The organism is Parachlamydia sp. AcF125, assembly GCF_018342475.1.
Classification (GTDB): domain Bacteria; phylum Chlamydiota; class Chlamydiia; order Chlamydiales; family Parachlamydiaceae; genus Parachlamydia.
The window spans coordinates 965893-989437 of the sequence record NZ_JAEMUD010000001.1 but is presented as its reverse complement, the minus strand read 5'-3'; the positions used below and the strand labels follow the sequence as shown (position 1 = coordinate 989437).

Sequence of the window (23545 nt, the reverse complement as noted above, 5' to 3'; positions counted from 1 at the left end):
GAGGCCTCGCGAGGAATCTCTGAGGGTTAAACACAGTTGCTTATTTTTTAACTAGGCTAATGTACACAGGTGAGAATTAGCTTGACTTCCAACTCAGAGCGCAGAGATTCCTCCGCCTTAAGGCAAGAAATGCCTTTAATTAACTTGCGCCGGACCCCATCATTTTGCTGGGCAATCAAAACCAAATGCTTTTTCAACGTCTCTATATTTGAAGACGTCACGGGAACTCTTCTTAAGCTATCTAAAAGCCCTTTCACGTACTTATTAACCGCTGTCGCTGTAGATAGCCTTTGAATTGAATTATCTGCCGGATGGGCTTCAATCCATTGCTGCAACTCCTCTATCATCCCCCTTTTTTTCTAAACCTCTATATTCTTGATAAGGCCTGAAACACCCTAAGATATAATTCATCATTTCCTCCCCTCTTCTCCTATAGCACTCTTTAAAACCTTAAAAATTGTTAATTTTTTTAGTAGGGCGATAAAGCTATCCCTCATTCTAGCTCACTCGTCCAAGTTATAAACTTTCATCTTTTTATAAGCGATCCCCTTAAAAACTTAAGGCTTGTCCCCAAGTGCTTGAAAAACAGAGTTGGCGATTGGCAAAAGCATGAGGCTTCCACCCCTTTAATAGAAGTAAGGCCAAAAAATAGAGGGTACAGTTCTGGTAAAAGAGGCTGTAGCCTCACCTAAAAGATACGTAGCATCTAAATTCCTATTATTTCCATAAGTTTCAAAGAGATGGTGACCTAATTTTCTGAAATAATGACCTACTGGATGGGGCTGTAGGGGTAGGCCATTTGTCAAATACTTTATTTTTTTGATAGTAGGAGATAATTTCTCTTTCTATTTGATTAGGCTAGCTTTAATAGCTTGGCATGCTTCGGCAGGTTCTTTTTTGGCTAACTCCAAAATTTTTTCCTTTAAAATGCTTTTGCATTTTCCTTAAAGGCTCCTTTGGTATGAAGAGTCTGGGACAAACATTCCATACAAGCGATAAACTTCTGGTTAATTGTAGCGTCGCGACTCTCAATGTAGCCAACTGCAGCTTCTCCTGAGTTGATTATATTGCTAACTTGGCCACTGGCATCAATAAATGCTGTCATCTTTACATTAATACTCATACTCTCACTCATTTCATTTGGTATTTAACAATAATCGCTACTATTTACTTAGTATGTAAATTAGTGCGCGAATGAAAAAAAAATACCTACAAGCAATAATGTGTTACTTAAAAAAATAAAAAGCAATAAATAAAAAAGATAGACTAAAGGAAAGAAAAATCAATTTCTAAAGAGACCTAAAGAAGAGCAGCTTGTGTATTTTCCTTCTGCAGGCTAACTCCCCTAGGAATAGCTGTTGAAAAGGAAGGTTTGAAGCCGGTAAACATATTTCCTACCAAGATTTAGGTTCATAATTAGCTCCTTTATGCCGCCAGATATGCGCTTTATCAAGAGAGGCACTTTCTCAAACATCCGGGAAATCCAGTAACTAGTAAGCGCTTCCACAAGCGTGTCTAATAAGGGTAGAAATGCAAGACATTCATTCTTTTAGCTTTTAATGCGAACAGTATGAGCAAGCGCATAAATAGGCATAAAGAGAATTTTAAGCAGCAAAATGCCTTTTCTATAGATAATGCTGCTTTTATAATCGCCGTTGTGCGCCTTCAAATTTTTTTGTTCCTTTTTGATCAAAGCGGCGTGATACTGGTATTGAAGCCATAAAAACTCTTACTTTTTAGACTTACCTAGGGTTTTTAGACCTTTGCTGGGAGGGTTTTTAGACCTTTGCTGGGCTGGATTAATCCTTTTAAACGACTTGGAATCAATTAGCTTATTTGTCCAGACATGTTTCAAGACCACATGCCAATAAAGTCATTTTATAAACATTTTTCCTTGCAATGTTTTGGTACGAAGCTAGGAAAGAGCATGATTATTAGGAAGAGGTTTTATTTTTTACCAAAAATTGAAGCTTTCGAGAAAAAAGCTTTCTTCTTTCTTGGCTGCCCATTAGCTAAAAATTTAGATAAGTCGCTTTCTTTGAATTAATTTCCACACTTCCAACAGCTTTCCACAGCTTTCCACAGCTTTCCACAGTTCAGTCTTTTTTTTACGGTAATAGACCGAAACAGAGAGATACAGCCGTTCAAAAAGGGCTTAAATCGCTAAGGTTTCTATTTTCATCGCTTTGTTCTCTTGGTTTTGTCTTTAAAGACTAAATATGGAAAAACAAGCCTTTTTATTCATTTTAGAAATTTATAGCGGTTTCAGTTAGCGTGAATTGTCTGAGATGTTGTTTAACCAAAATCTCGATCCAAAATTAAATAATTATTTTGTTTTAAGATGAAGCCTGTTAAAATTGGTTAATAATCAATTTTAAAATCATGTTAATTAGCACAGGTTGTAGTTTAATAATCCAAGATGGATCTTTTGACTAAATAAAAAAGGCCTCGAGCCCCTAAATTTGTTTTTCATTAAAAAATAGGAGTGAAGACAACTTTTGTTCCAAGTGAGCAACGTGCAATTTATATTAAAAATAAATCCCAAAAATTTGTTAACTTACTGTAAAAGGAAAATTATTATGCAACCTACTAATAATGACTCGACAGGCAACCTTAGCGCTTCCATAACTTCTAGTTCTGCATCCCAGCCGAGCTTTACTAACTGGAATACTCGTACCTGGAGTTCTCCCCCTTCTTTTCAAGTTCCCTCTTTTCAGGTTCCCTCTTTTCAAGTTCCCTCTTTTAAAACTCCTTCTTTTCGGCCTCCCTCCTATGCACCTTCTTCTACTTCTTTTAGTCCCGTTGCTCATGAACAACCTCAATATCAAGCTTCTTCTCCCAGCCTAAATCCTTTACAGCTTCCGCCTGCCCTTCAGGAAATAATGCCCCAAGCTTTTTCTGAAGATAGCGAGAAATTAGCCACCCAGTCCTCACAAAAAGTAGCTTTAAGCTTTAGTGAAGCCAAGGAAATGCTAGAAAAGCTAAAAGATATCCCGCCCGAGCAAATAGCTCAAAGGATGGCCTTGCACCAACAAATCAATGCAAGCTTGCATTCCTTGTATGATGAATCTACGGAAATAAATAAGGCTTACAGCTCTTTAGCCTTTGAAATCGCCACTGCCTTAAAAGAGTCTACTATAGAGAGTATCCGGGCAGACCAAGAGCAAAAGAAAGATTAATAGGCTTGTAATCAGCCGGAAGATTTGCGGTATATTTGGCTACCCGGGTGGGAAGCCACCTTATTGGACCGCTTTAGTAAAAGCCCATAAAGATCAGGAAAATTAAATCGTTTTATTTAGTTTTCCTGATTTTATAAAGTAAAACAGCTAGAAAATACCTAAAGCTCTTCTTTTTAAAAAACCTAAAAATTTAATATATAAATGGCTGGTCTTTAAAGGTTTCTAGAAAGAGAATAGATCTCTTGCATAACTTATCATTTTGGATAAAATAGTAAAAATTTTAGGGAGATTTTTACTATGAAGTACGAAAGGTTGAAAGAATTTAAGGACGAAGAATTTCGTCGGTTAACAGGAGTGAAAAAGCAAACCTTTGAAAAGATGATAGGTATTTTAAATGAAGCTGAAGCAAAGAAGAAAGCTCTGGGCGGTAAACCGAACCATCTTGAGATGAAGGACCGCTTACTGATGGCCCTTGAATATATGCGAGAATATCGCACTTATTTCCATGTGGCAGCCTCTTATGGAATTTCAGAAAGTGCCTGCTATCGCAACATTCGTTGGATTGAAGATACTCTCATTAAGCACGCTGATTTTGCTTTACCTGGACGTAAAGAGCTCTTAAAGAGTGATATTGAGTACGAGATAGTGCTTATGGATGCTACAGAAACGCCTATCGAACGCCCCAAAAAAAACAAAGGCATTACTACTCCGGAAAAAAGAAAAAGCACACCATAAAAAGCCAGGTGGTGGATAAAAAGAGTCAAAAAATTATCTGCACGGCCTTTTCTAATGGGAAAAAACATGATTTTCGGCTGTTTAAGGAGTCCAAAACACGCATGCATCCAAGGGATTAAAACGCTTACAGATACTGGCTATCAAGGGCTTCAAAAGATTCAGGCGCGTAGCGAATTGCCTAAGAAGAAAACCAAAAAAACTCCCTTAAGCAAAGCAGATAAGAAAAACAACCAAAAATTGGCTAGTGAACGCGTGTTGAATGAAAATGTGATTGGCATGCTTAAGCGTTTCAAAATCATTGCTGATCGCTATCGAAATCGACGAAAAAGGTTTTGGCTACGGTTTAACTTGATCGCAGGAATCTATAATTGGGAGTTACGAAATTAAGGTTATGCAAGAGATTTAATGCCTTTGGGTAGCGAGACTTGGGGTTTTGAGGGCAAGGCTTACTATTGATGAGTTCTTGTCCTCCTTTCTCTTTGCATGCATGCTCCTCTCGATAAAATGGGTCTCGCGAAATACCAAAGTATCCACACATTTTAAGCCTAATTTTTATTTATTCAGCGTAGTGCAAAATTCGCCCTTTTCTTTGAACATCTAGTTTTCCCCTTACATTCATTGGGAATCTTTGGTTTTTATCTTTTTTTGTTTTAACCGACAAGCGAGCTTTATTTAGCAGCTTGCAAAGCGCCATGGATACTTTTTATCTTAAGCCTATGGTTTCTACGCAATACCTTTAAATGTTAACGGTAAGTTTGCACAATAACAACTAAGATGTTAATATGCAAAATATATGCGATTAAGAGGAGATTTTTCTTGAATACTACGCTGGAAAATTTGGGAATCTACATGGAGAGAGTTCTTCATGTAAAAGTTAAACTACATCCTTGGAAAGAGAAGGATGAGCTTCCTTTCTTCTTAAGGGAGGCATATGACTTTTACGAAATGTCTATATTGGAACGTACTTGCTTAATGATGCTGGCTAAAGAAAGCCTAGAAGCCACTCCAGCTGTCATTAGAAAACAGTGGGAGCAAATCCAAAAAAAATGGGAGGGTGTGTGTATCTATATGCAACCCACCATTTCTGCTTATAACCGTAAGCGTTTAATTGAGCATCAAGTCCCCTTTATTATCCCTGGAAATCAAATGTATTTGCCAGATCTTGGAATCGATCTGCGAGAGCATTTTAAACAATCTCGTAACTACTCAGTGAAATCATTTAGCCCGGCAACACAGGCTGTAGTCATCTATACTTTGCTTAATAAAACAATAGAAGGGTTGACGGTTTCAGAATTTGCTCAAAAGTTAGGATATTCATTAATGACGATAACTAGAGCATTTGATGAATTGCAAGCGGCAAATCTTGGCGAAGTGATAAGAAAGGGAAAAGAACGTTGGTGGTATTTTAGAGAAGAAAGACAAGCATTATGGCAACAAGCCAAATTGTTCTTAAAATCTCCTCTTAAATATCGGGCGTGGTTAATTCAAAAAGAAACATTAAGTATCGCTGGCTTAAGCGCTCTTTCACGTTTGTCTATGTTAAACGCTCCTACCATTCCAGTTTTTGCTATAGGCCCCGATCGCTGGAAAGTTTTGAAAAGATGTGGAGTTAAAGAGCTACCATCCTCTGAAGGAGCTATGACTGAATTGGAAATTTGGAATTATGATCCTGGACTATTTGCAAAAGATGGTATTGTCGATCCCTTCTCCCTTTATCTTAGCTTGCAGGAAAGCAAAGATGAGAGGGTGGAAGCTGCATTAGAAGAAATGATGAAGAGAATTAGATGATGAATGGACTGGAACATTTTAAGAAGCATTTCTTATCTTTTGCAAACCAGTATGTTTTAATTGGCGGCTCAGCTTGTATGCTCATTATGGAAAATGTGGGACTAGAGTTTCGCGCTACAAAGGATCTAGATATTGTTTTATATGTCGAGGCATTAACGGCAGAATTTATCGAGGCTTTTTGGCAATTTATTAAGGCAGGCGGCTATCAAAATCGGCAAAAAAGCACAGGAAAGGAGATTTTTTACCGCTTCAATTCGCCAAGTACTTATGATTTTCCTCCTATGCTTGAACTTTTTTCTCGCATTCCAGATACAGTCAAATTATCTCCTGATAGCTATTTGACACCTATTCCTACGGATGAAGCAATCTCAAGCTTGTCGGCAATTTTGCTCGATGAAGATTATTACCAATTTATCCATACAGGAAAGCTGCAGCTAGGCGGCCTTTCTGTGTTAGGTGCCGCTCATCTAATCCCATTGAAAGCGCGAGCTTGGTTAGACCTTAATAATCGAAGGAATATAGGCATGAAAATCGATCATAAAGACATTCGGAAACACAAAAATGACGTCCTTCGTTTGTATCAGTTATTGATCCCCTCCCAGCATGTCTTTCTTGCCCAATCAGTTAAACAAGATATGCAAGCTTTTTTAGATCATTTAAGAAATGACACATCGATTGATCTCAAAAGTCTAGGACTAAAAAATGTGAAGGTTGAAGAAATAGTAAAGAATCTTAGCAGTATTTACTCCGTTCCTAGCAACCAATCATAGAAACTCCACGCTTGGGATTGCCCCCTATAAAAGATGTTTAAACCTGTAGAATTTAGCCGGGCAGACATAAATGGCCCTACCTTTTGTTATTCTCTTTAATTTTATTAAATCCAAACTGTAGGCCGCATGCTCGCCGTTTGGCTGATCCCCCCCCCGGCAAACTCCTCATCCAGGCATAGGAGAGCGTGTTTAAGACTCGGCATAATCCATGGCTAAATGAATCAAGCTTGTCTTCTCTGTCCCTCTGATTAACTTTTTCTTTAGTTTTTTTGCTGCTTTTACCTGCTCTTTTGGGACACGTAAGAACCTTTTGGGTTCAGCTCCTCTTACTTCATAAAACGTACGTATAAGATTCAACTTGATCCCATTTCGATCTTTAAAAGAAGTTCCTACTGACAGGCAAAGCAGTGATTTCTTTTTGAAAGACTCTGTTTCATACCCATCGATATATGTAGGATCGGTAAATGTGTTATGGGCTGTAAAATCAAAACAATATCCCTTGTCCAAAATTTCCCTTAGCTTATTCCTTGCTTCTACAGATTTATCTGAGCCACCATTGAGGGAGATTTTAATGGCATGACGAATCCCTAAAGCTTCTAAGTAAGCTTTATACTTGCTACTTTCCCTTGCTTCTTGCGGCGTTTTAGGGGCATATTTAGCCGCAACAACGCCCGCTTCAGAGGCGTATACTTTTTTTGGCTGCCCAATTGGAACCTCGACTGACGAGCGGTAAATATATTTAAATTGTTTTCTAGTCCCATCTGCAAAAGCTATTTCTACGTCAAAGGGAACCCCATAGTATGCAGTAGCTCCTCTCATCACGCTCTCCTCCCTAGGATTCTCTGCCATCCAAGTGTTTAATAATACCCCATCAGGGTGACCTTGAGGGCGGCGAAAATGCATGGATATATTAAATTTTTCCCCTTTTTTCCCATTGCTATCCCAGTTAAACCCCTTTTTAGCCAGGGAAGAGGTGATTTTTTCTACGCATTCGAAAAAGCTAGTGATGGGTAATTTTTGAGCAGGTGCGTGCGAATAGCTTGCTGAGGAACCTCGGTGAGATCCTAGCGCGGTAGGACTCTCCGAGATTTCTTCATGGTTAGTTATTTCTAATTCGGACGAATCAGACAAAGAAGAATCTGAATCAAATTCCACATCTCTAGGGATATAAAATGGCAAATCAATGAATTCACCCGATAGCCGTTTTTGCTCCTCAGGCAAGGAAATATTTTTCTCAATGTCGTAAGGAAGATCTGTTCTATAAGAATTCGGAACATAGACTGCATGGCTTAGGGCATTATCAGCTCCATCATCAATCCGCTCTAATACATTGCTAAAAAACTTTTTAACTCGTTTCCCTGCCGACAAATTTTTGCCACGCGGGATAAGCTGCGTGCGAGTTTGTTTAAAGATAGCCCCTCCTATAATCTTCTGAGCCCTATGAGCCGCTTGGCAATAGTGGTAGATGTATTCATCGTCAGAGGAGAAAGAGCTTATCTCCATCGATCCTAAGAACTTTTTTTTCTTCGCTTCCAAGCATTTTAGGTTATAGTAAAAAACTACTCGAACTTTCTTAAGGGTATTTTTATGGGCAGCATCTCTGGTTAAAGCCACGTAATTCTCTTGGCTTACCGTTAAGGTGCAATCTCCATTTCGCACCCTAAGTAAAGCATATCGAGCTTGAAGAGCGTTGCCCACATCAGTGATTCCTGAATGTGTCAAGATAGAGACAGGGAGCGCGCCAGAGTAATAGGGCATATTGTGGTGATAGCTCATAATGGTTGCCGATTTATTATCCAGGTACATATCGCTAAAAGCGGCTGCGGCAATCAGGCAAACCTTATGTTCTCCCTCTGTCTTTGAATTTCCTTTTTCGTAGTTATGGATAAATGTATCATAATTGCCATCGACAAAGTTATGGGGCTTGCTAGAACATTGCATAGGGATCTCCTGAAATCTCGTTTAGATGAATTTTTCAAACCATTAACACATATTATTTAATTTTTTAAAGCCTAATTCTTTGAAATTTTAAGCAACTTTCTTTCATTTTCTCATAGGAATGAGGAAAGTTCGTGCAAATAACCCCAAACCTTGCAAAAGCCTCTCCAATCTCATCCGTGAGATTGGTAAAAATACCATTTAAAGATAATTCTCAACCCCTTTGTTTGCCATCCCCCCTTAGGTTCAGCGAAAGGGCAGCTGAAATGTCAAAAATTGCTGAAGAAAAACGGAATGTTTTTAAAAAGTAGAGAAAGATAGCTGCAAAAATTTGGCTTTATAACCAAAGATATCCGCCCCTATAAATTTGACATTCGAGGCTAGAACAATGGCATCCTCATAGGTAAAGGGCTTGTTGATAAATCACCCGCTGTTCTATTGAGAGCCCATTTGTTTGTCAGTAAGAAGATCCTGACTAGGACAGACATTAATTTAAAATTTGCAAAAGAAGGTTTAATTGAAATATAGGCCATGAAAAAATAGGCCTATTCGGAAGTTTGCCTTCTTCAGTTATTTTGATAATTTTCTCTTCGGCGAATCTTAATTTTCGTATACTCGTGTTCCTTTGTTTGAGCTAAACTTTTTATATAGCCCTCTAATTTTGTTTGGATTAATTTATCGAGAGCAAGCCAATCAACTAGCACCTATTTGCTTTGTAGTTAACAAAAGGAGAACCTTTTTATCCTCAACCTTCGCATTACGCGTTAGGCTGCTTGATTCAAAGGCTCTCCTCTATTCTTAAAGCTGCGAAGCCTATCACTCTAAGCTCTCATCTGTTATTGAACTCCAAAAAAAATGCGACGTAGGAATGCGCACAGGTTTTGTAGGGAGCAACTTTGGGAGGTCGATTGTTTTATCGCCAACAAGCCAAATAGAAGAAGACCCAAAGCGATCCCTTCTGAAAAATTTGGCTGGATTCTTTCCTTCCGCTAGACTTTCTATATCCGCTTTGCCGTATCTTCCATCTTCATGTAAAAAATGGGCAAGCATTATTTTATAAGTGTCATAAATTTGTTGCTCTTTTATCTTCTTGGGTTTTTTCAAAGCCATGTCTATCGTAAGGTCAATGATCACATGCCGATGGGAAGCCATGAATTGCTTATTTTCTCCATTCAAAATTTGAAATCCATTTTCGTAACCGCGGGAATTTTTAGACATTACAAAGCCATAATCATTGAGGAACTCTACCGTTTTTTTATCGAACAGTTCTTGAGACGAAAGAGCCTTCATATCAAGGTCTCCGTAAACGAAAAATTTGGTTTCTTTAGCTCTCAAGACATGGTCAGCGGCTATAGCTCTTAGCAAATCGACCCGAAAATACACGGGAAACTTTTCGCTAAAAACTTCAGGGTAAGTTTGCACTAGCTCTAAAGAGCGTACATCTCTGAAGCAAATTTGCCCATGCGCGACATCTTTTAATTTATTTAAAAGCATTTGGCGAGAATTTTCTATCGCTTTCGGGGTGGCCATCTCGCTATCTATCCAAATGTGGATGGTGCTATTAGGATTTTTGGTAGCCCATTTAGCAATAGGCTTTACAAAGCTGTTTTGAAAATCTAACAACCTTTCTTCAGGGGAGCTTCCTTTCCCTAGTAAGAACTCTTGCTCATCTGACATTTTGCTTTTGTTAATCCACATCAAGTTCACCGAGAATTGTTCGGGAGCCATAGGTGTATCAGGAGGTTCGTGAATAAAGGGGTTCTCATACTTAAAGGCGACATCGTATAAAAAGCGCTGCTGACTAGGCGTCAGTGAGCGAAAATCCTCCCTAAACTCTGGAGTGGGTTTCTTTTGGGAAGCGACCGCTAGCCACAACTGATGGAACATATCAAGCGTACCGCCTAGCTTTTCATACTTCTCAGCTACTGCAAACATGGCATCTCTACGACGTTTTTTTAGCATTTCTGCAATAGCGTCCTGGCCACATGCTAGAAAAGATTGTGGAAATAATTGAATAAGAGTTTCTAACAGGGGAAGGTTTCCCCAATATGCAGCTTGCAAGATAAAATTTTTTCCTGAAGAAGGATGGATTAATTTTTGCGGATCAAAATCAATCTCCTTAATTTTTGCCGCAATCTTTAGGATGTCCTTAGCTGCTAAATCGGAGAAATTAAATAACCGCGGTACCCCCTCTTCATTGGATGCTACTACATAAGCTATAAAGGGCTTTAACTTTTCTTGGAAAGAGGGGTGAGCCAAGACAGGCAATAAGCCTTTGTTTTGAAGATATAGGGGGCTTGCACTGCTTTTAGGCCTTTCGCTAAGCTTTAGGAGAACTGACTCGATAGGGAGCTTACTTTTTGTGTAAGTATCTTTCTCAGTGGGAGTAGATTCTAAAACTGCTAATTGGTTTTCAATAATGCAAATTTTAAAATTAGGCCCTTTTGATTGAAAATAGTAAAGTAAAGAAGAGGGGTTAATGTAATAAAATTCCCCATTTTGGCTTTTAGCCCCTGCGGTAAGTTGGCCTGTCCTTTCATCGAAAGTTCCTTCCTCTTTTATCCCTCCCTTATCCATTCGACATCCTGCAAGGAGCATGCCTGTTTTTTTATGAAAAGTTCCCTCTTCTGTTTTTCCTTCTGGAAAGCTGCGCAAGCCGCAATCTTCTTTTTCTGCTAAAGAAAACTCTTCTATGACTCCATTCGCATAAACACGTCGGATTTTACTTTCTGCTAGGTTTTCAGTTTTAAGAGGCTTGGGTTGAACGGCTAAACGAGAATCGCCATACCGACAAATGTCAAAACGATCCGAAGTCAACCTCTTAAAACTTTCTATACATATCTCTAATTGGGATTCATTGTAAATGTTAACAAATCTCCTGGAATAAGAGGAATAGGCAGCGATTGTATCAAATTCAACAATAATTGAAGGAGGGGTAGAGGTGATCTGCTCGGCTATGGTACCCAAAAAAGTGCCAATATGGCTTGAGTTCGAAATATGAAAATCTTTTAAGGGGCACTTTGAAAATACTACACTTAGTTTATATACCATGTTGACAAGTTCAATATGTCCATCCCTTTCCACTTTAAATCCAAACACATGTTGGCCTGATTGAAGATCAAAAAATCCTTTTTCCCTTTTCCCATCCGCATAAATTCTTGTCCCCTTATATTGCTCTCCTACGCGAATAAATGTTTCTATGGTGCCATTTGGATAAATTTTTCGAATTTTGCCATTAGCTAGCTCCTCAATTTTCAGAGGCTTGAGTAGAATGCTGCCACGGAAGTAAGTAGAAAGGCGGAAAGATGAACTGTGGAAAATAAGGCAGGTAAGCTGGTGGGCATGGGCAACATATTGGAAAATCTCTTCGAATTTACCGTTATCTTCAGCAGAAGAAAACTCCGCTTTTACGGCCTGGTGATTAAATTGGAAATTTTCAACTATTTTATCCAGACAGGCGTTAAGATCATCTAGCTTGCTAATATTTATTTTGAGGACGCTATTATCTGGAAATGTTACATTTAGCGTATGGTTTATTTTAATTAACTCGAGGACTTCATGGTTCTGCATGCGATAGCCAGCTCTTAGCTCGCCTGTTTCCTCGTCAAATTTCCCTACCTCTCTTTTACCGTCTGGAAAATAACGGCAGCCTTGATAAGCAGTACAGTCCAGAATGAATTCTTCTACGATGCCATTGCCATAGAGAAAGCGAGCCTTTCCATCAGGTAAAGCTTCCGCGCTTACTGGCTTGGGCTTAACGATTATCTGCCCCTTTACCCATTTAGAGAGTTTAAATAATAAAGGTTCGAAGTTGGCTGCATTTTCTAAAAGCTGGAAGATTTTTTTTAGTTCATCCTGACTAGTTGATAAATTGTTTAAGGTTATCTTTAGTGAATGAGGATGGAGATGAAAATGTTCAGCAATTATCTTTAAAAAATTCCTCAAACTCTCTTCATTAAAGATAGAAAAAGCCTGCTTACGGCCATCTAAAAAATGTAAAAATAAAGAATGCCTTTCTTTTGCGAGTTTATACTTTCTGTAGGCATTTTGAATCTTGGCTACTGCAGCAATTTTTCTTTCTTCTAAAGTTATGGGCTTTAATTTTGTGGCAGACGGGGTTTCTGGCAATTTTACGTGAAGACAAAAACGGTATTTATAGCGCAGCAAAACTTTAGCAGCTAGCATTAAAGCAGGCAAAAGGAGGGTACAATAAGAGGCAACTTTTAAGGCAATGGCAAAAGAAGAAACTTTTTCATTCACTAAGCTTAGTTCTAAGTTTTTTCCCCTGGCAGAAATCACAGTAGCTTTTTTCCCCCCTAGGTAGAAATAGCTATCGACCTTTTCAAGTAAATATAGCCCGGCTGATTTAGGGGTGTTGGGAGTTTTAATTGCTGTAAAAAAAGAGATTTTTTCCATGTTAACTCCGAGGGATAAAGTTGTTAGAATTTATTGCATTAACAAAATTTTTTGTTAAAACTAAAGGCCAAGCGAATAAATTTCAACAAAAATTTGGTTTTAATGTTCAGCGATTTAACCCATTCTTATTTTACTAAGAAAGTTTACACGTGTTAATTCATCTGCGCTCATTTTATTTGAGGTAGGTCGTTTTTTTCTAAGGTACCTGCCAGGATAAGAATGCCTCCAACACCCTACTCGCCCCTACTGATTTCTAACTTGACAAATTCCTATCTTTTTTAAAAGAAAGCTCTTTGCTATTTAAAAATCTCCTGATTTTAGAGCAACTAAACTAGCCTTCTAATAAATCTACAGGCCATTTACTAATGGCATACTGCCTTTAAATAACCAAGTAACCTGAATAGATATTAAGCTATTTCTCGTCTGTACTTTTATTAAATTTTGAGCCCGATTTTTTACTTTTACTCAGTAGGTTTTATTAATTTACCTCTCTATGCTAGCGTAAGAGGATTGTGTATAAGATGCTTGTTTCATTCTTTTTAAAGGCTTTCAAAAGCCATTTATACTGCTATCTGCTCAAATAAATTCCTTCTTGAACTGTTTAAGATAAACATTTATTCGAAAGCAAATATTTTTAACTACTCAACACGTATTGCTAAGAATTTAATCTATTTATCTATTTGACAAACAAAGGGATAAAACAAAAATTTAATTTTCTATCAAATTTTTCTTTCTTTTTACGAAAATTTATTTTATTAGATCATTAAATTAACTTTTTCAATATGGAGGTATTTATGTTGCCAGGTATAACTTTAACAACAGCTGGAAGCCACCCTAAAGTATCCGAAAAAAAAGTTGAGGACGCTAAATTAGCTAATCAACAAACGACAGTTGCGGCTATTGCAGATCGTACAATTATTTTTTTCAGTCATGGATATAACCAATTTACCAAACTTAGTCCTTTTTCAAACAAAAAGACTGAAAAGCATCCAGCCGATTTAGAAGCAGCCACCTCTTCTGGAACTATCGCCTTATCAAAAGAAGAAGGCCTAGAAGAGAACCCTACCAAAAATTTTAACAAGCTTGCATCCCAAATAATGCAGCATGCTCGCCTGTTGCCAGAAGAATTAGGTAAAATTGCTCTCGAAGACTTATTAATATCCATAGAATCTGTCTTTTCAAAAATGTTGGAGAGAGAATTAAAAAAAGAACAAGGCCAAGAGTATGCTATGGTGATAGGGAATACGGGGGCCGGTAAAAGTACCTTTATTGGATATTTACAAGGAGCCAAAATAACTTTTGGAAAGGTTACAAGCGAGACAGCTAACACTAAAAGACAGGTAACCATGTATGCAGCCGATTATGAAGACAAAGAAAATGCTGGTAATTATCCAAAACTAGGCAATTTTAATTCCGAAACAAAAGGAGCCATTGCTTACGGAAAATATGTGGATACAGCAGGCTTTTTTGATACTGCAGGGTCTGCAGAAAAACTTTGCAATAGCGTGGCAATCGGTATGGCTGCCAGCATTTATGAGCCAAAACGGCTAATTGCAGTGATTAACTCAACGGCATTCGAAGACACAAGAGCTCACGGTTTTCTCAACCTAATAAAAAAAATAAAAAGAATGGTGGAAGAGCCTGTGGATGAAAATACCCTCCCTTCCATTCTCTTCGTAGTTAATGATTTTTTGAAAAACCGAAGAATCAATCATCGTTCAAGCCAAGAAGAAATAGAGGAGGAAATCGCGCGAGCTATCATAGGGCTCGAAGAAGACAGAGATATAATTTTAAAAAGAGGAGGAAAAGACCCAATTCAGGTCGAAAAAATATTTAATAAAATTAAAATAATTCAAAAGAAATTGCGAGGACCTCAGGAAGGCGAAGCTAAAATTATTGGATCAAGTAAAGAAGAAGTTAAACAAAATTCGTTAATGGAAGAAGAATCTGAAATAATTAAACAATTCGAAATGATTGATTCGAGCGAAGAGGTTCAAGTAAAATCAGCAGAAGCAGAAGCAGAAGAACTTAAAGAAGTAGCTAACCTGCATGAAAAGGGCAACTGTGGTAAGGAAGTTCAAGAAAAGTCACCCGGGACAAAAGAATTTAGAGAGATAATAAAGCAGCTTGAAGAAATCGAAATGAGATTAGAAGAAGCAAAAGCCTCTGAAGGAATACTTAAACAATTCAGAGAAACTCAGAAAGAATTCCTCAGTCTGCTTTCTCCTAGGGTTGTAGAAATTCAAGAAGAAATCACCCTTTTAAAGAAGGTGCAAGAATTAAAAAATGTTAGGGTGGTCGACATTTTCCAAGATGATTCTCGGGAAAAAATGGAAGAATACCTTAAAAAGCATCCATTATCTCACCCCCTTGCTTTTAATCCTTCACCTTCTAAGGATATTAATTTCCAAAAATTGAAAGCCGGTTTATCAGGAATAGCCGCTTACTTTAATTCTTTGTATTTAAAGAAAAAGGGATACTGGATCCGACTTGATATAAATATTAGCTTTATTGCGGATATTGAAAAGCATATAGAGCTAGCAGAGCAAAGAATTAATTCAAAATCGGGTAATGAAAGGGATCTAATTAGCCAAACACAAAGCGAGTATAAAGATATCCAAAAACAGATTGAAGAAGCTAAAAAAAAGCAGGCTGAGCTGAAAAAGCAAATTGAGGAGCTGGAAAAGGAAAAAAAAGATTTAAGCACCAACGAGACAGTGGTATTTTGGAAACGCATTGGACAAAAAGTTCACACGCAATCTTTTTGGAGGCGGTATTTTCCCAAAACCTACTCTTTTAAACAAGAAGGGCAAACTCCAATCGTCGAAGTAAAGTTACGTCCGGAAATTGGATGGGGAGAAAAAGATGGGTGGGAAGGCGGAGAATTCAAGGTGATCAATGGAAAGGAATTAGATAAAGGAAAATACGAGGCCATTTATACCCCGCGATGGTATTGGTATAAGCAAGACCGCAAGGCTAAAGCTAAACTTTTTGCGAAGACAAAAGACCTTCCTGCCACACTTCAAACAATTCAAAGTATCAATGTGCAATTAGCAGGACTTGAAGCTCAACAAAAGGAGCATGAGAATCACCTGACAGATCTCGAAAATCGCTTAAAGGATTATGAAAAGGGTATTGGAGAATTAATAGAAAAAGATAAGCAAAGAATTGAGGAAGATAGGAAGACTTTAGAGCAGTTAAAAAATGTTCGAAAAGAACTAGAAAAAGAGCTTAAGAAGGTGGACTCAAATCTTGCCACGTATCATGAGTTTTGTCAGCTGATTGGAAAAATTGTTCAACAATTAAAGCTTAACCCATCAACTGAGGATTCGGGCAAATCACGCATCGATCCAGCAAAAGGCATATTTGCTCAGTTTTTATCCAATGTTAATCCTTCAGAAGAACCTCTTTTAGAAAGTTAATTTTACAAAATAAGCATGTCTTTATGGGCTTCTGCCAGTAAAAAATTGCTTGCAGAAGCTTTTTATTACAATGAACTTGTCCCATTTTTAGGCCCAAATCAGCTTAGAAAAACTCATGTTAACAAAGCTTTTTTTCTCACAGGCCTTTTTAATCCATTTAACAATAAGCCTTCTAAAACGCTCATCTATAAACTGTGAAAATGTCTCTCTGAGCGTGATACTTATATATCAGATTTGCAAAAAAAGATAAGCCTGGAATTGAAAATAAAAATAAAAGCAGATGAAGAAGACATGTACGAAGACTTAAGGGAAAAGCTGGCTTTCCTGACTGTTAAAACCTTTTTTTTGGTTACACCTCTTCTTCACCCTCCCGCTCCTAATTGGAAGAGCCGCTTTTAAGCAGCTCCTGAATTGGCTATATTGGTTGTAATTTGGCTTTGGCTGCTCCAAAGGTGTGTTTTAAATGTGGCAATTTCAGAGATGGCTTCTGATTGGATAGGCATCCCGGAAGTCAGGCTATCAATGATTTTACGGAGCAACTTAATCATGGCATTCATCACCTGTATGTCTGCCTCAAGGTCAGCTTTCTCTAAGGCAAGGGCGGCTTGTTTTAGCTGGGAGCGAATTTGAACCCCACTATAAGCAGCATCTAAGCCATTTGACAAAAGCTGAACAGCGATCTGGGCAATATCCATTAGTTTCGAGTTTGCAAACTTAAGGATCATATTCGCCACTCTTTCTGCTAGTTGGGCCATTTTGGTCAGCTGTTGAATAAGAGTTCTTGCCACATTCGCGACTGTTTCGGCGATTTGCTGGGGGATCAATTCGGCCTGGATAAAGAAAGTAAAGATCATAAAGGCTATCGAGGCCACCACGGTTGCCACGGTGACTAATACCATCGCCGCAATTTGCTGCGCCATCTCATCTCCACCCATGAATTTTACTAGATTTTGGATGATGTTGCTTTCCATGGTGGCTTGCCCAATGGCTTGTATTCCTATCGTCATTCCCACCATCGGGTTAGCGGTCATCATTAAAGCCGCTAAGGCAATAATCACCACAGCTTTAATAATCATATCCAATGCCGTTCGTAAAGCACTGGGCCCAGGGATAATGGCCTTAATCAACTCTGTCAAAGCTTTCATTACATAAGACATCACTCCTGGTTTTCCACTGGAAGTGAGGACTTGGTCTGCCACTGTGTAAGCGAGAGCAGCGGCTGCTATAGCTAAACCAAGCATACCACCAGCTCCCATCGTAAAAACCGCAATGATTACCGATACGATTGCCATGATAGGGGCAAAGATTTTCATAAGCACATTCAAAAACCCAAGCCCAGGTTTAGCCGATTCTCTTTGTTTCTTCATTTCCTCTTTTTGCTTTTCGAGCTTGTTCAGCTGGATATCCAGCTCAGCTTTTCCTAAATCTTTGGATTTAATGGCATCCAGGTTTTGGATCAGGTAAATCTGCTGCTGGAGCTGTGTTAGAGCATCGCTGATAGCTTTCATGAAATCCAAAACCTCAGCTCTCATGGGAACATTCGGCAAATCTAGAGCTAGGGTTTTCACATTGGAGACCATTTCATGGGCCGTGTTGATGGCATTTATTCCCACTTTGGCTGAAAAGGCATCCAGCATGGCATTTTGAGTGGCCCCCACAGGAGCTGCCCAGTCAGAAGATAATCCATACTGGTCGCTAATTGAGCTAATTGCAGCCTGTTTTAGCTTGCTGATTAAAGCTTTCATCTCAGGAGAAGCCACCTCGGGGTTATCAAAATCTTCCATAATCTGGTCGATCTGGTCTTGGGTAAGAGGCGGATTTTGATTTTTAGAGTAATTGCTCACTTGCTGGGCAAAGGCTGCGCGGTAAGCGCCTTTGATGATCGCATTTTGACTCGAGTTGTCTACTGCAGGCTTCCACCCGGCTGGAAATCCATACTCGTTAATTAAGTTCCCTAAAATCATGCTTTCTAACTGTGCATTGACATCGCGTAGATTACCTGCGACGCTACCACCAGGGTTATAGTGAGCGTTCTTAAGCAGAGCAAGCTGCTGAGGAGTCATATTTTGGAGGGTCTTGACTAAATCGGGAGAGGATTGGATTTTGGAAAAGTCTCCTGAAATAACGGCATCATAAGCCGCATTATAATCACTTGCCAGCTGCGCATCGAAGGAAGAGCTGTCGGCAGAAAATTGCCAATCGTCAGATAAGCCCAACTCTTGCTTAACTTGTTCACTCACTTGCTTTTCAAGCTGGCTCGCTAATTCATCGGCAGGTTGCGTGGCAGCTTCGGGATGTGCATGCGCGAACAATGTTTTTGCAGTAAGTTGTTGAGCCTCCTCTTCAGGCAACCCCATTTGAGCCACGGCTTGCTTCACTGCAGCTTTGAAAGCATTCTCGTAGGTTTGGTTAGCTGTATCTTGAAGTTGTTGGGCTGCCTGAGATTGGGCTGTAGATTGATTAGGAGTTTGTTTAGTTAATTGCTCAACTTGTTGCTTAGCCTGGTTCACAACTTCATCGAGCTTAGTCTTAACTTGCGGATTGACGGATGACTTAGATCTTGCTGGATTAGCATACTGGGTAAAGGCTTTTGCTACATCCGAATCGGAAAAATCCCCGTTGAGGAATGCTTCTGCGAGACCTCCTTCTACCAAACTATTCAACAATTGCTCGGGAGTCTGAGAGGTGTTGAACATTTGGGAAGCTTCGTTCATGTTCATTGGCTTAAAGGGAACCCCATTTTCAGAGGGAGTTTCTAACGCAGGGGCATTAGGGAGCTGCTGATAATTTTTAGGCGCGCCTTGTGTCCCTTCTGCTTGATTGAGTGAATCTTGAGTAGCAGCGCCTTTCGCGACATCTGCTGTAGCTTTTGCGTCTTCCGCTTCATTTGTAGCTACGTTCCAATTGGTTTGTTGTCCCTGTGACGAAATATTAATATCATCCATGCGATTCTCCTAAAGTGTTGCAGTATGAGGCCTTAAAAAAATGATCGGGCTTATGAAATCGGTTGGTTTGTCTCTGCAATTTGTTTGTAAATCTTATCAATTTCTTTTTGCAAACTTTTAATTGTCAAAGTTGTGCGATCTTTTAAGGGCGCATATTGTGGCTTATTGCCTGCGCGCTCTAGAGCCATTTTTAAAGCGATCATGGCTGAGACTTTATCTCCCATTTGGATATAACAATCCGAAGAATGGTAATGGGGAATCGGATTTTCAGGATCTAATAAGGCACAAATGGCATACACTTGCACAGCACTTTCATAGGCTTTTAGCATGTGATAGCTGGCCGCTAATCCCATGGAATATTTGGATTCTGTTCCATTCAACATGATGAGTAAGCGAAATAGATGAGAGGCATCCTTGTACTTGCCCGTATTGTATAGGTGATAAGCTTGCCCATAAATTCCTTCGACCGAGGCATCGTTCATCCCCATCAAGTCTTTGGGAGCAAGCCCCCTCTTCACCCCATTTTCTGGGGCGACTTTAACTTCTTTGATTTTTTCTTCCTTTAATTCAGCTCCCACTTGCGCGGTGGCTTTTTTCATTTGGCTTTGTTCACCTTTCATCAGGGGTTCTCCTTATACTTTCAAAATACATATTTATTGATTGAATCCATCTTTTCCCGCTGAATAAAAATGCTATCCTTGTTTTACCCTAGGTGTTTTTATTCTCCTTGGATTAACGAAAAAGGAACCTATCGAGCCTGAAGAGCGTTCCCCACATCAGGGATTCCTGAATGTCTCAAGATGGAGGCAGGGAGCGCGCCGGAGTAATAGGGCATATTGAGTTAATGGCTCATCATGGTTGCCGATTTATTATCCCGATAAGTATGAGTAAAAGCAGCTGCGGCAATCAGGCAAACGTTATGTTCTCCCTTTGTCTTTGAATTTCCTTTTTCGCAGTTATGAAGGAACGCATCATAGTTGCTATCGACAAAATTATGGGCTTTGCTAGAACGTTGTAGGAGGATCTCCTGAAATCTCGTTTATATGAATTCTTCAAACCATTAGCATATATTAATTAATTTTTTAAAGCCTATTGTTTGAAGTATTGAGAAACTTTCGCTCATTTCTCCTTAGGAATGAGAAGAGTTCGTGCAAATAGCCCTGCTCCTTTTGCACAAACCTCTCCCACTCTATCCGTGAGATGAGTAAAATGCCACTTGCAGATAATTCTTCATTTCTTTCGTTTGTCACTCCTCCTTAGGCTCAGCAAAAGGGCGGTTGAAATGTCAAAAATCGCTGGAGGAAAACCTTATGTTTTTTAAAAAGTAGAGAAAGATGGCCGCAAAAATCGGGCTTTATATCCTAAGATAGCCACCCGTATAAATTTGACATTTACGGCTAGAAAAATGGCTCCCTCATGGGTAGAGGGATTGTTGATAAATCACCCGCTGTTATATTGGAAGCGCGTTTGTTTGCCAGTAAGAGGCTTGAAAAATGGAAAGAGCAGCTGTCAAAAAAGGGGTGGAAGCCTAGTCGCAGAGTAAAAATTGAGCCGGAAAGAGCGGAGCGGGAGTTGTGCAATCCAAGGGAGGATTAAACATAGTTGCTTATTTTTTAACTAGGCTAATGCGCACAAGTGAGAATCAGCTTAATTCTCAACTCAGAGCGGAGAGATTCCTCCGCCTTAAGGCAAGAAATGCCTTTAACTAACCTGCGCCGAACCCCGTCATTTTGCTGGGCAATCAAAACCAAATGCTTTTTTAATGTCTCGATATTTGAAGACGTCACGGGAACACTCTTTAAGCTATCCAAAAGTTCTTTCACGTACTTATTAACAGTTTTAGCGGTAGATAGCCTTTGAATGGAATCATTTACCGGATGGGCTTCAATCCATTGCTGCAACTCTTCTACTCCCCTATCATTCCCCTTTTTCTCTAAACCCCTATATTCTTGATAAGGCTTGAAACATCCTAAGATATAATTCATCATTTCCTCCCCTTTTCTTCTGTAGCTCTCTTTAAAACCTTAAAAATTGTTAATTTTTTTGGTAGGACGATAAAGCTATCTTTCATTCTAGCTCGCTCGTCCAAGCTGTAAACTTTCCTCTTTTTATAAGCGATCCCTTTAAAAACTTAAGGCTCCTCCCCAAACGCTTGAACAACAGAGTTGGCTGCTGGCAAAAGCATGAGGCTTCCTCTACAAACATATTCGCAGCACCTGCGCCTTGCACCTCTGTAGTAGAAGTAAGGCCAAAAATAGAGGATAGACTTCTCGTAAAAGAGGCTGTAGCCCCCCCTAAAAGATACGTGCCATCTAAATTTCTATTATTTCCATAAGTTTCAAAAAGGTGGTGACCTACTGGATGAGGCAGTAGGGATATGCCATTTGTCAAGTACTTTATTTTTTTTGATAGTAGGAGATAATTTCTCTTCCTATTTGATTGAGCTAGCTTTAATAGCTTGGCGTACTTCGGCAGGCTCTGCTTCGGCTAACTCAAAAATTTTTTCCCTTAAAATGCTTTCCCATCTTACTTGAAAGGTTCCTTTAGTATGAAGAATTTAGGACAAGCATTCCATACAAGCGATAAACTTCAAAGCAGTTGTAACATTGCGGCTCTCAATGTAGCCAATTATAGCTTGCATTTCTCCTGAGGGGATTATATTGCTAACCTGGCCACTGGTATCAGTAAGTGCTGTCATCTTTATCTTAATACTCATACTCTCGCTCATTGTATTTGGTATTTAGCAATAATCGCTAATATCTATTTAGTATGCGAATTAGGGCTAGAATAAAAATAAAAAAACACCTACAAGCAATAATTTGTTACTTAAAAAAATAAAAATCAATAAATAAAAAAGATAGAGTAAAGGCAAGAAAGATAAATCCAAGAAACGTCGCAAGAGATCTATTGTAACTCTGAGAGGAGTCTTGAAAGCTCTCCAATGAGATAAAAAGGAATGGAAAGCACTTTGTTCTCAAGAGATAACGGATTAGCGGAAATGCGTACACCAATTGTGGAATTTTTTTCTTCAATGAAAATTTTCAACGATTTTAACCCGCCTGTACTACCGGCCTTAACTTCTATTGGAATAACTTTATTGCCTATAGAAATCACAAAATCGACTTCTGCACTACTGCTTTTTTGTTCCCTCACCCAAAAGAATAAACGCCCTTCCTCTTTGCAGTTTGAGTAAGCAAGCAACTCTTGCCCTACAAGCTGCTCCGTCAATACCCCTTGATTAATCAGCATGATATCTTCTTTAAAAAGAAGAGCTGTATCTAAAAAGCAAGCCTTCTTAACAAGCCCTACGTCCAGAAATAGGATTTTGAACTTCTTTTCATTCAGAGTTGCGATGAGCGGCAATCCAGAAGCCGATGTGTGATGGACTTGGTAAAGAAGCCCTGCGTAACAAAGCTGTTGTAAGGCAGCTTTAATCTCTCGAGGAGGTATGGTCGGATCAATTTTAGCATATTTAAACCACGTTCCAACTAAGCTGGGTGATTTTTCGAAGAGCAAGCTTAAATATTTGTGCTTGGCTTTTGTTGCATATTTTCCAAAATCCCGCCGATAAGTAGATAAGAGGCCGGATTGAACACCTTGAGCTTGATAAAGACTTTTGGTTTGAAGATAAGCAGCAATGACAGCAGGCATTCCACCAAGGGATACGTATTCTCTCACTAGCTTTAATAACTCTTCATGAATCACTTGTGAAGGGAGGTCCTGCAGGGATACTGTGGATAGATAATCGCGAAGGTTTTCCCTACCTAGCGCACTTAAGAATTCATAAAAGGATAGAGGCCTCAAATAGAGAAATTGGATACGTCCAATTGGCATAGAAAAATTTTCATCGTTAAGCACGAACTCTAATAAAGAACCTGCTCTTATTACGTGAAGATCGGGCATTTGCTCTTTAAAGTAACGGAGCGCCAAAATTGCCTGTGGGCACTATTGGATTTCAACTAAAAATAGAAGGGTTTTACCCGTACGAATGATAGAATTGGTAAAAAGTTCAAGGTCAGCCACTATTTTTTCAGGCAAAAGCGTGCCGAAGCAAGCAATTGCTTCGGGTCTCTGCTCAAAATTAACCACAACCAAATTTTCAAACTGTTCCCTACTAAATTTCTCGACAATCCAGCTCTTGCCAACCTGTCTTGCTCCCCACAAAAGAAGCGGTGCTCTGATCGGGGACGTTTTCCATGCAATAAAATGCCTTTCTATATCGCGTTTCATTAGTAATACCTTTTTCTAGTTTATCCCCTAATTTTAGGCGTTTTTTGTCAATTTTACAGGGTTAATCTCAACAAATTTTGTCAGTTTTATGGGGTAAATCAGCAGGCAGCCATGCTTTTGCT

13 protein-coding genes and 1 pseudogene are annotated in these 23545 nt (G+C 39.1%); 5 read left to right on the top strand and 9 right to left on the bottom strand.

From position 1 onward, the window contains the following. Positions 1-56: 56 nt before the first annotated feature. Together PARA125_RS03865 and PARA125_RS03860 are read right to left on the bottom strand one after the other, a co-directional pair. Positions 57-347: a hypothetical protein gene (locus tag PARA125_RS03865; RefSeq protein WP_213157386.1), complete on the bottom strand. Its 291-nt coding sequence runs from the start codon at positions 345-347 to the stop codon at positions 57-59. Between the two features lie 575 nt (positions 348-922). Then, positions 923-1123, bottom strand: a complete 201-nt coding sequence (locus PARA125_RS03860) for a hypothetical protein (protein WP_213157385.1) — start codon at positions 1121-1123, stop codon at positions 923-925. Between the two features lie 1456 nt (positions 1124-2579). Here PARA125_RS03860 and PARA125_RS03855 point away from each other — a divergent pair. The 4 genes and pseudogenes from PARA125_RS03855 to PARA125_RS03840 all read left to right on the top strand — a co-directional run bounded on the left by PARA125_RS03855 (position 2580) and on the right by PARA125_RS03840 (position 6472). Further along, on the top strand, positions 2580-3179 hold the full coding sequence (locus tag PARA125_RS03855; protein ID WP_213157384.1) for a hypothetical protein: 600 nt from the start codon (positions 2580-2582) through the stop codon (positions 3177-3179). A 297-nt stretch (positions 3180-3476) separates the two neighbouring features. Further along, positions 3477-4301, top strand: a pseudogene (locus PARA125_RS03850) (IS5 family transposase). A gap of 429 nt (positions 4302-4730) precedes the next feature. Beyond that, positions 4731-5702, top strand: coding sequence for a hypothetical protein (locus PARA125_RS03845; protein WP_213157383.1), 972 nt, complete (start codon positions 4731-4733; stop codon positions 5700-5702). Next, entirely contained in the window at positions 5699-6472 is a 774-nt protein-coding gene (locus PARA125_RS03840) for a hypothetical protein (protein WP_213157382.1), read from the top strand. Before PARA125_RS03845 ends, PARA125_RS03840 begins: the two co-directional genes overlap by 4 nt. A gap of 189 nt (positions 6473-6661) precedes the next feature. Here PARA125_RS03840 and PARA125_RS03835 read toward each other — a convergent pair whose 3' ends face one another. Further along, positions 6662-8413 (bottom strand): hypothetical protein, encoded by a 1752-nt coding sequence (locus PARA125_RS03835; protein ID WP_213157381.1) that lies wholly within the window; start codon positions 8411-8413, stop codon positions 6662-6664. 813 nt (positions 8414-9226) lie between these two features. Continuing rightward, positions 9227-12826 (bottom strand): DUF648 domain-containing protein, encoded by a 3600-nt coding sequence (locus PARA125_RS03830; RefSeq protein WP_213157380.1) that lies wholly within the window; start codon positions 12824-12826, stop codon positions 9227-9229. 794 nt (positions 12827-13620) lie between these two features. Between PARA125_RS03830 and PARA125_RS03825 the strand changes: the two genes are divergently transcribed. Beyond that, positions 13621-16248 carry a GTPase gene (locus PARA125_RS03825; protein ID WP_213157379.1) on the top strand — a complete coding sequence of 876 codons (2628 nt, stop codon included), beginning with the start codon at positions 13621-13623 and terminating at the stop codon, positions 16246-16248. Positions 16249-16643: 395 nt separating this feature from the next. Here PARA125_RS03825 and sctE read toward each other — a convergent pair whose 3' ends face one another. From sctE to PARA125_RS09760, 5 genes are all read right to left on the bottom strand, one after another. After that, positions 16644-19193 carry a type III secretion system translocon subunit SseC family protein gene (gene sctE, locus PARA125_RS03820; protein WP_213157378.1) on the bottom strand — a complete coding sequence of 850 codons (2550 nt, stop codon included), beginning with the start codon at positions 19191-19193 and terminating at the stop codon, positions 16644-16646. Positions 19194-19243: 50 nt separating this feature from the next. Beyond that, a complete protein-coding gene (locus PARA125_RS03815; RefSeq protein WP_213157377.1) occupies positions 19244-19813 on the bottom strand; it encodes a SycD/LcrH family type III secretion system chaperone in 570 nt (189 codons plus the stop codon). Positions 19814-20815: 1002 nt separating this feature from the next. Continuing rightward, positions 20816-21181 carry a hypothetical protein gene (locus tag PARA125_RS03810; protein WP_213157376.1) on the bottom strand — a complete coding sequence of 122 codons (366 nt, stop codon included), beginning with the start codon at positions 21179-21181 and terminating at the stop codon, positions 20816-20818. Between the two features lie 916 nt (positions 21182-22097). After that, positions 22098-23096, bottom strand: a complete 999-nt coding sequence (locus tag PARA125_RS03805; protein ID WP_249274159.1) for an ATP-binding protein — start codon at positions 23094-23096, stop codon at positions 22098-22100. A 42-nt stretch (positions 23097-23138) separates the two neighbouring features. After that, entirely contained in the window at positions 23139-23423 is a 285-nt protein-coding gene (locus PARA125_RS09760) for an AAA family ATPase (protein ID WP_249274158.1), read from the bottom strand. Positions 23424-23545 lie beyond the last annotated feature (122 nt).

What these genes read in the sequence shown, in the direction of transcription:
- PARA125_RS03835 (WP_213157381.1), bottom strand. Translation starts at nt 8,413, where the DNA reads ATGCAATGTTCTAGCAAGCCCCATAACTTTGTCGATGGCAATTATGAT.
- PARA125_RS03860 (WP_213157385.1), bottom strand. Translation starts at nt 1,123, where the DNA reads ATGAGTATTAATGTAAAGATGACAGCATTTATTGATGCCAGTGGCCAA.
- PARA125_RS03855 (WP_213157384.1), top strand. Translation starts at nt 2,580, where the DNA reads ATGCAACCTACTAATAATGACTCGACAGGCAACCTTAGCGCTTCCATA.
- PARA125_RS03830 (WP_213157380.1), bottom strand. Translation starts at nt 12,826, where the DNA reads ATGGAAAAAATCTCTTTTTTTACAGCAATTAAAACTCCCAACACCCCT.
- PARA125_RS03865 (WP_213157386.1), bottom strand. Translation starts at nt 347, where the DNA reads ATGATAGAGGAGTTGCAGCAATGGATTGAAGCCCATCCGGCAGATAAT.
- PARA125_RS03805 (WP_249274159.1), bottom strand. Translation starts at nt 23,096, where the DNA reads ATGCCCGATCTTCACGTAATAAGAGCAGGTTCTTTATTAGAGTTCGTG.
- PARA125_RS03815 (WP_213157377.1), bottom strand. Translation starts at nt 19,813, where the DNA reads ATGAAAGGTGAACAAAGCCAAATGAAAAAAGCCACCGCGCAAGTGGGA.
- PARA125_RS03810 (WP_213157376.1), bottom strand. Translation starts at nt 21,181, where the DNA reads ATGATGAATTATATCTTAGGATGTTTCAAGCCTTATCAAGAATATAGG.
- PARA125_RS03840 (WP_213157382.1), top strand. Translation starts at nt 5,699, where the DNA reads ATGATGAATGGACTGGAACATTTTAAGAAGCATTTCTTATCTTTTGCA.
- PARA125_RS03825 (WP_213157379.1), top strand. Translation starts at nt 13,621, where the DNA reads ATGTTGCCAGGTATAACTTTAACAACAGCTGGAAGCCACCCTAAAGTA.
- sctE (WP_213157378.1), bottom strand. Translation starts at nt 19,193, where the DNA reads ATGGATGATATTAATATTTCGTCACAGGGACAACAAACCAATTGGAAC.
- PARA125_RS09760 (WP_249274158.1), bottom strand. Translation starts at nt 23,423, where the DNA reads ATGAAACGCGATATAGAAAGGCATTTTATTGCATGGAAAACGTCCCCG.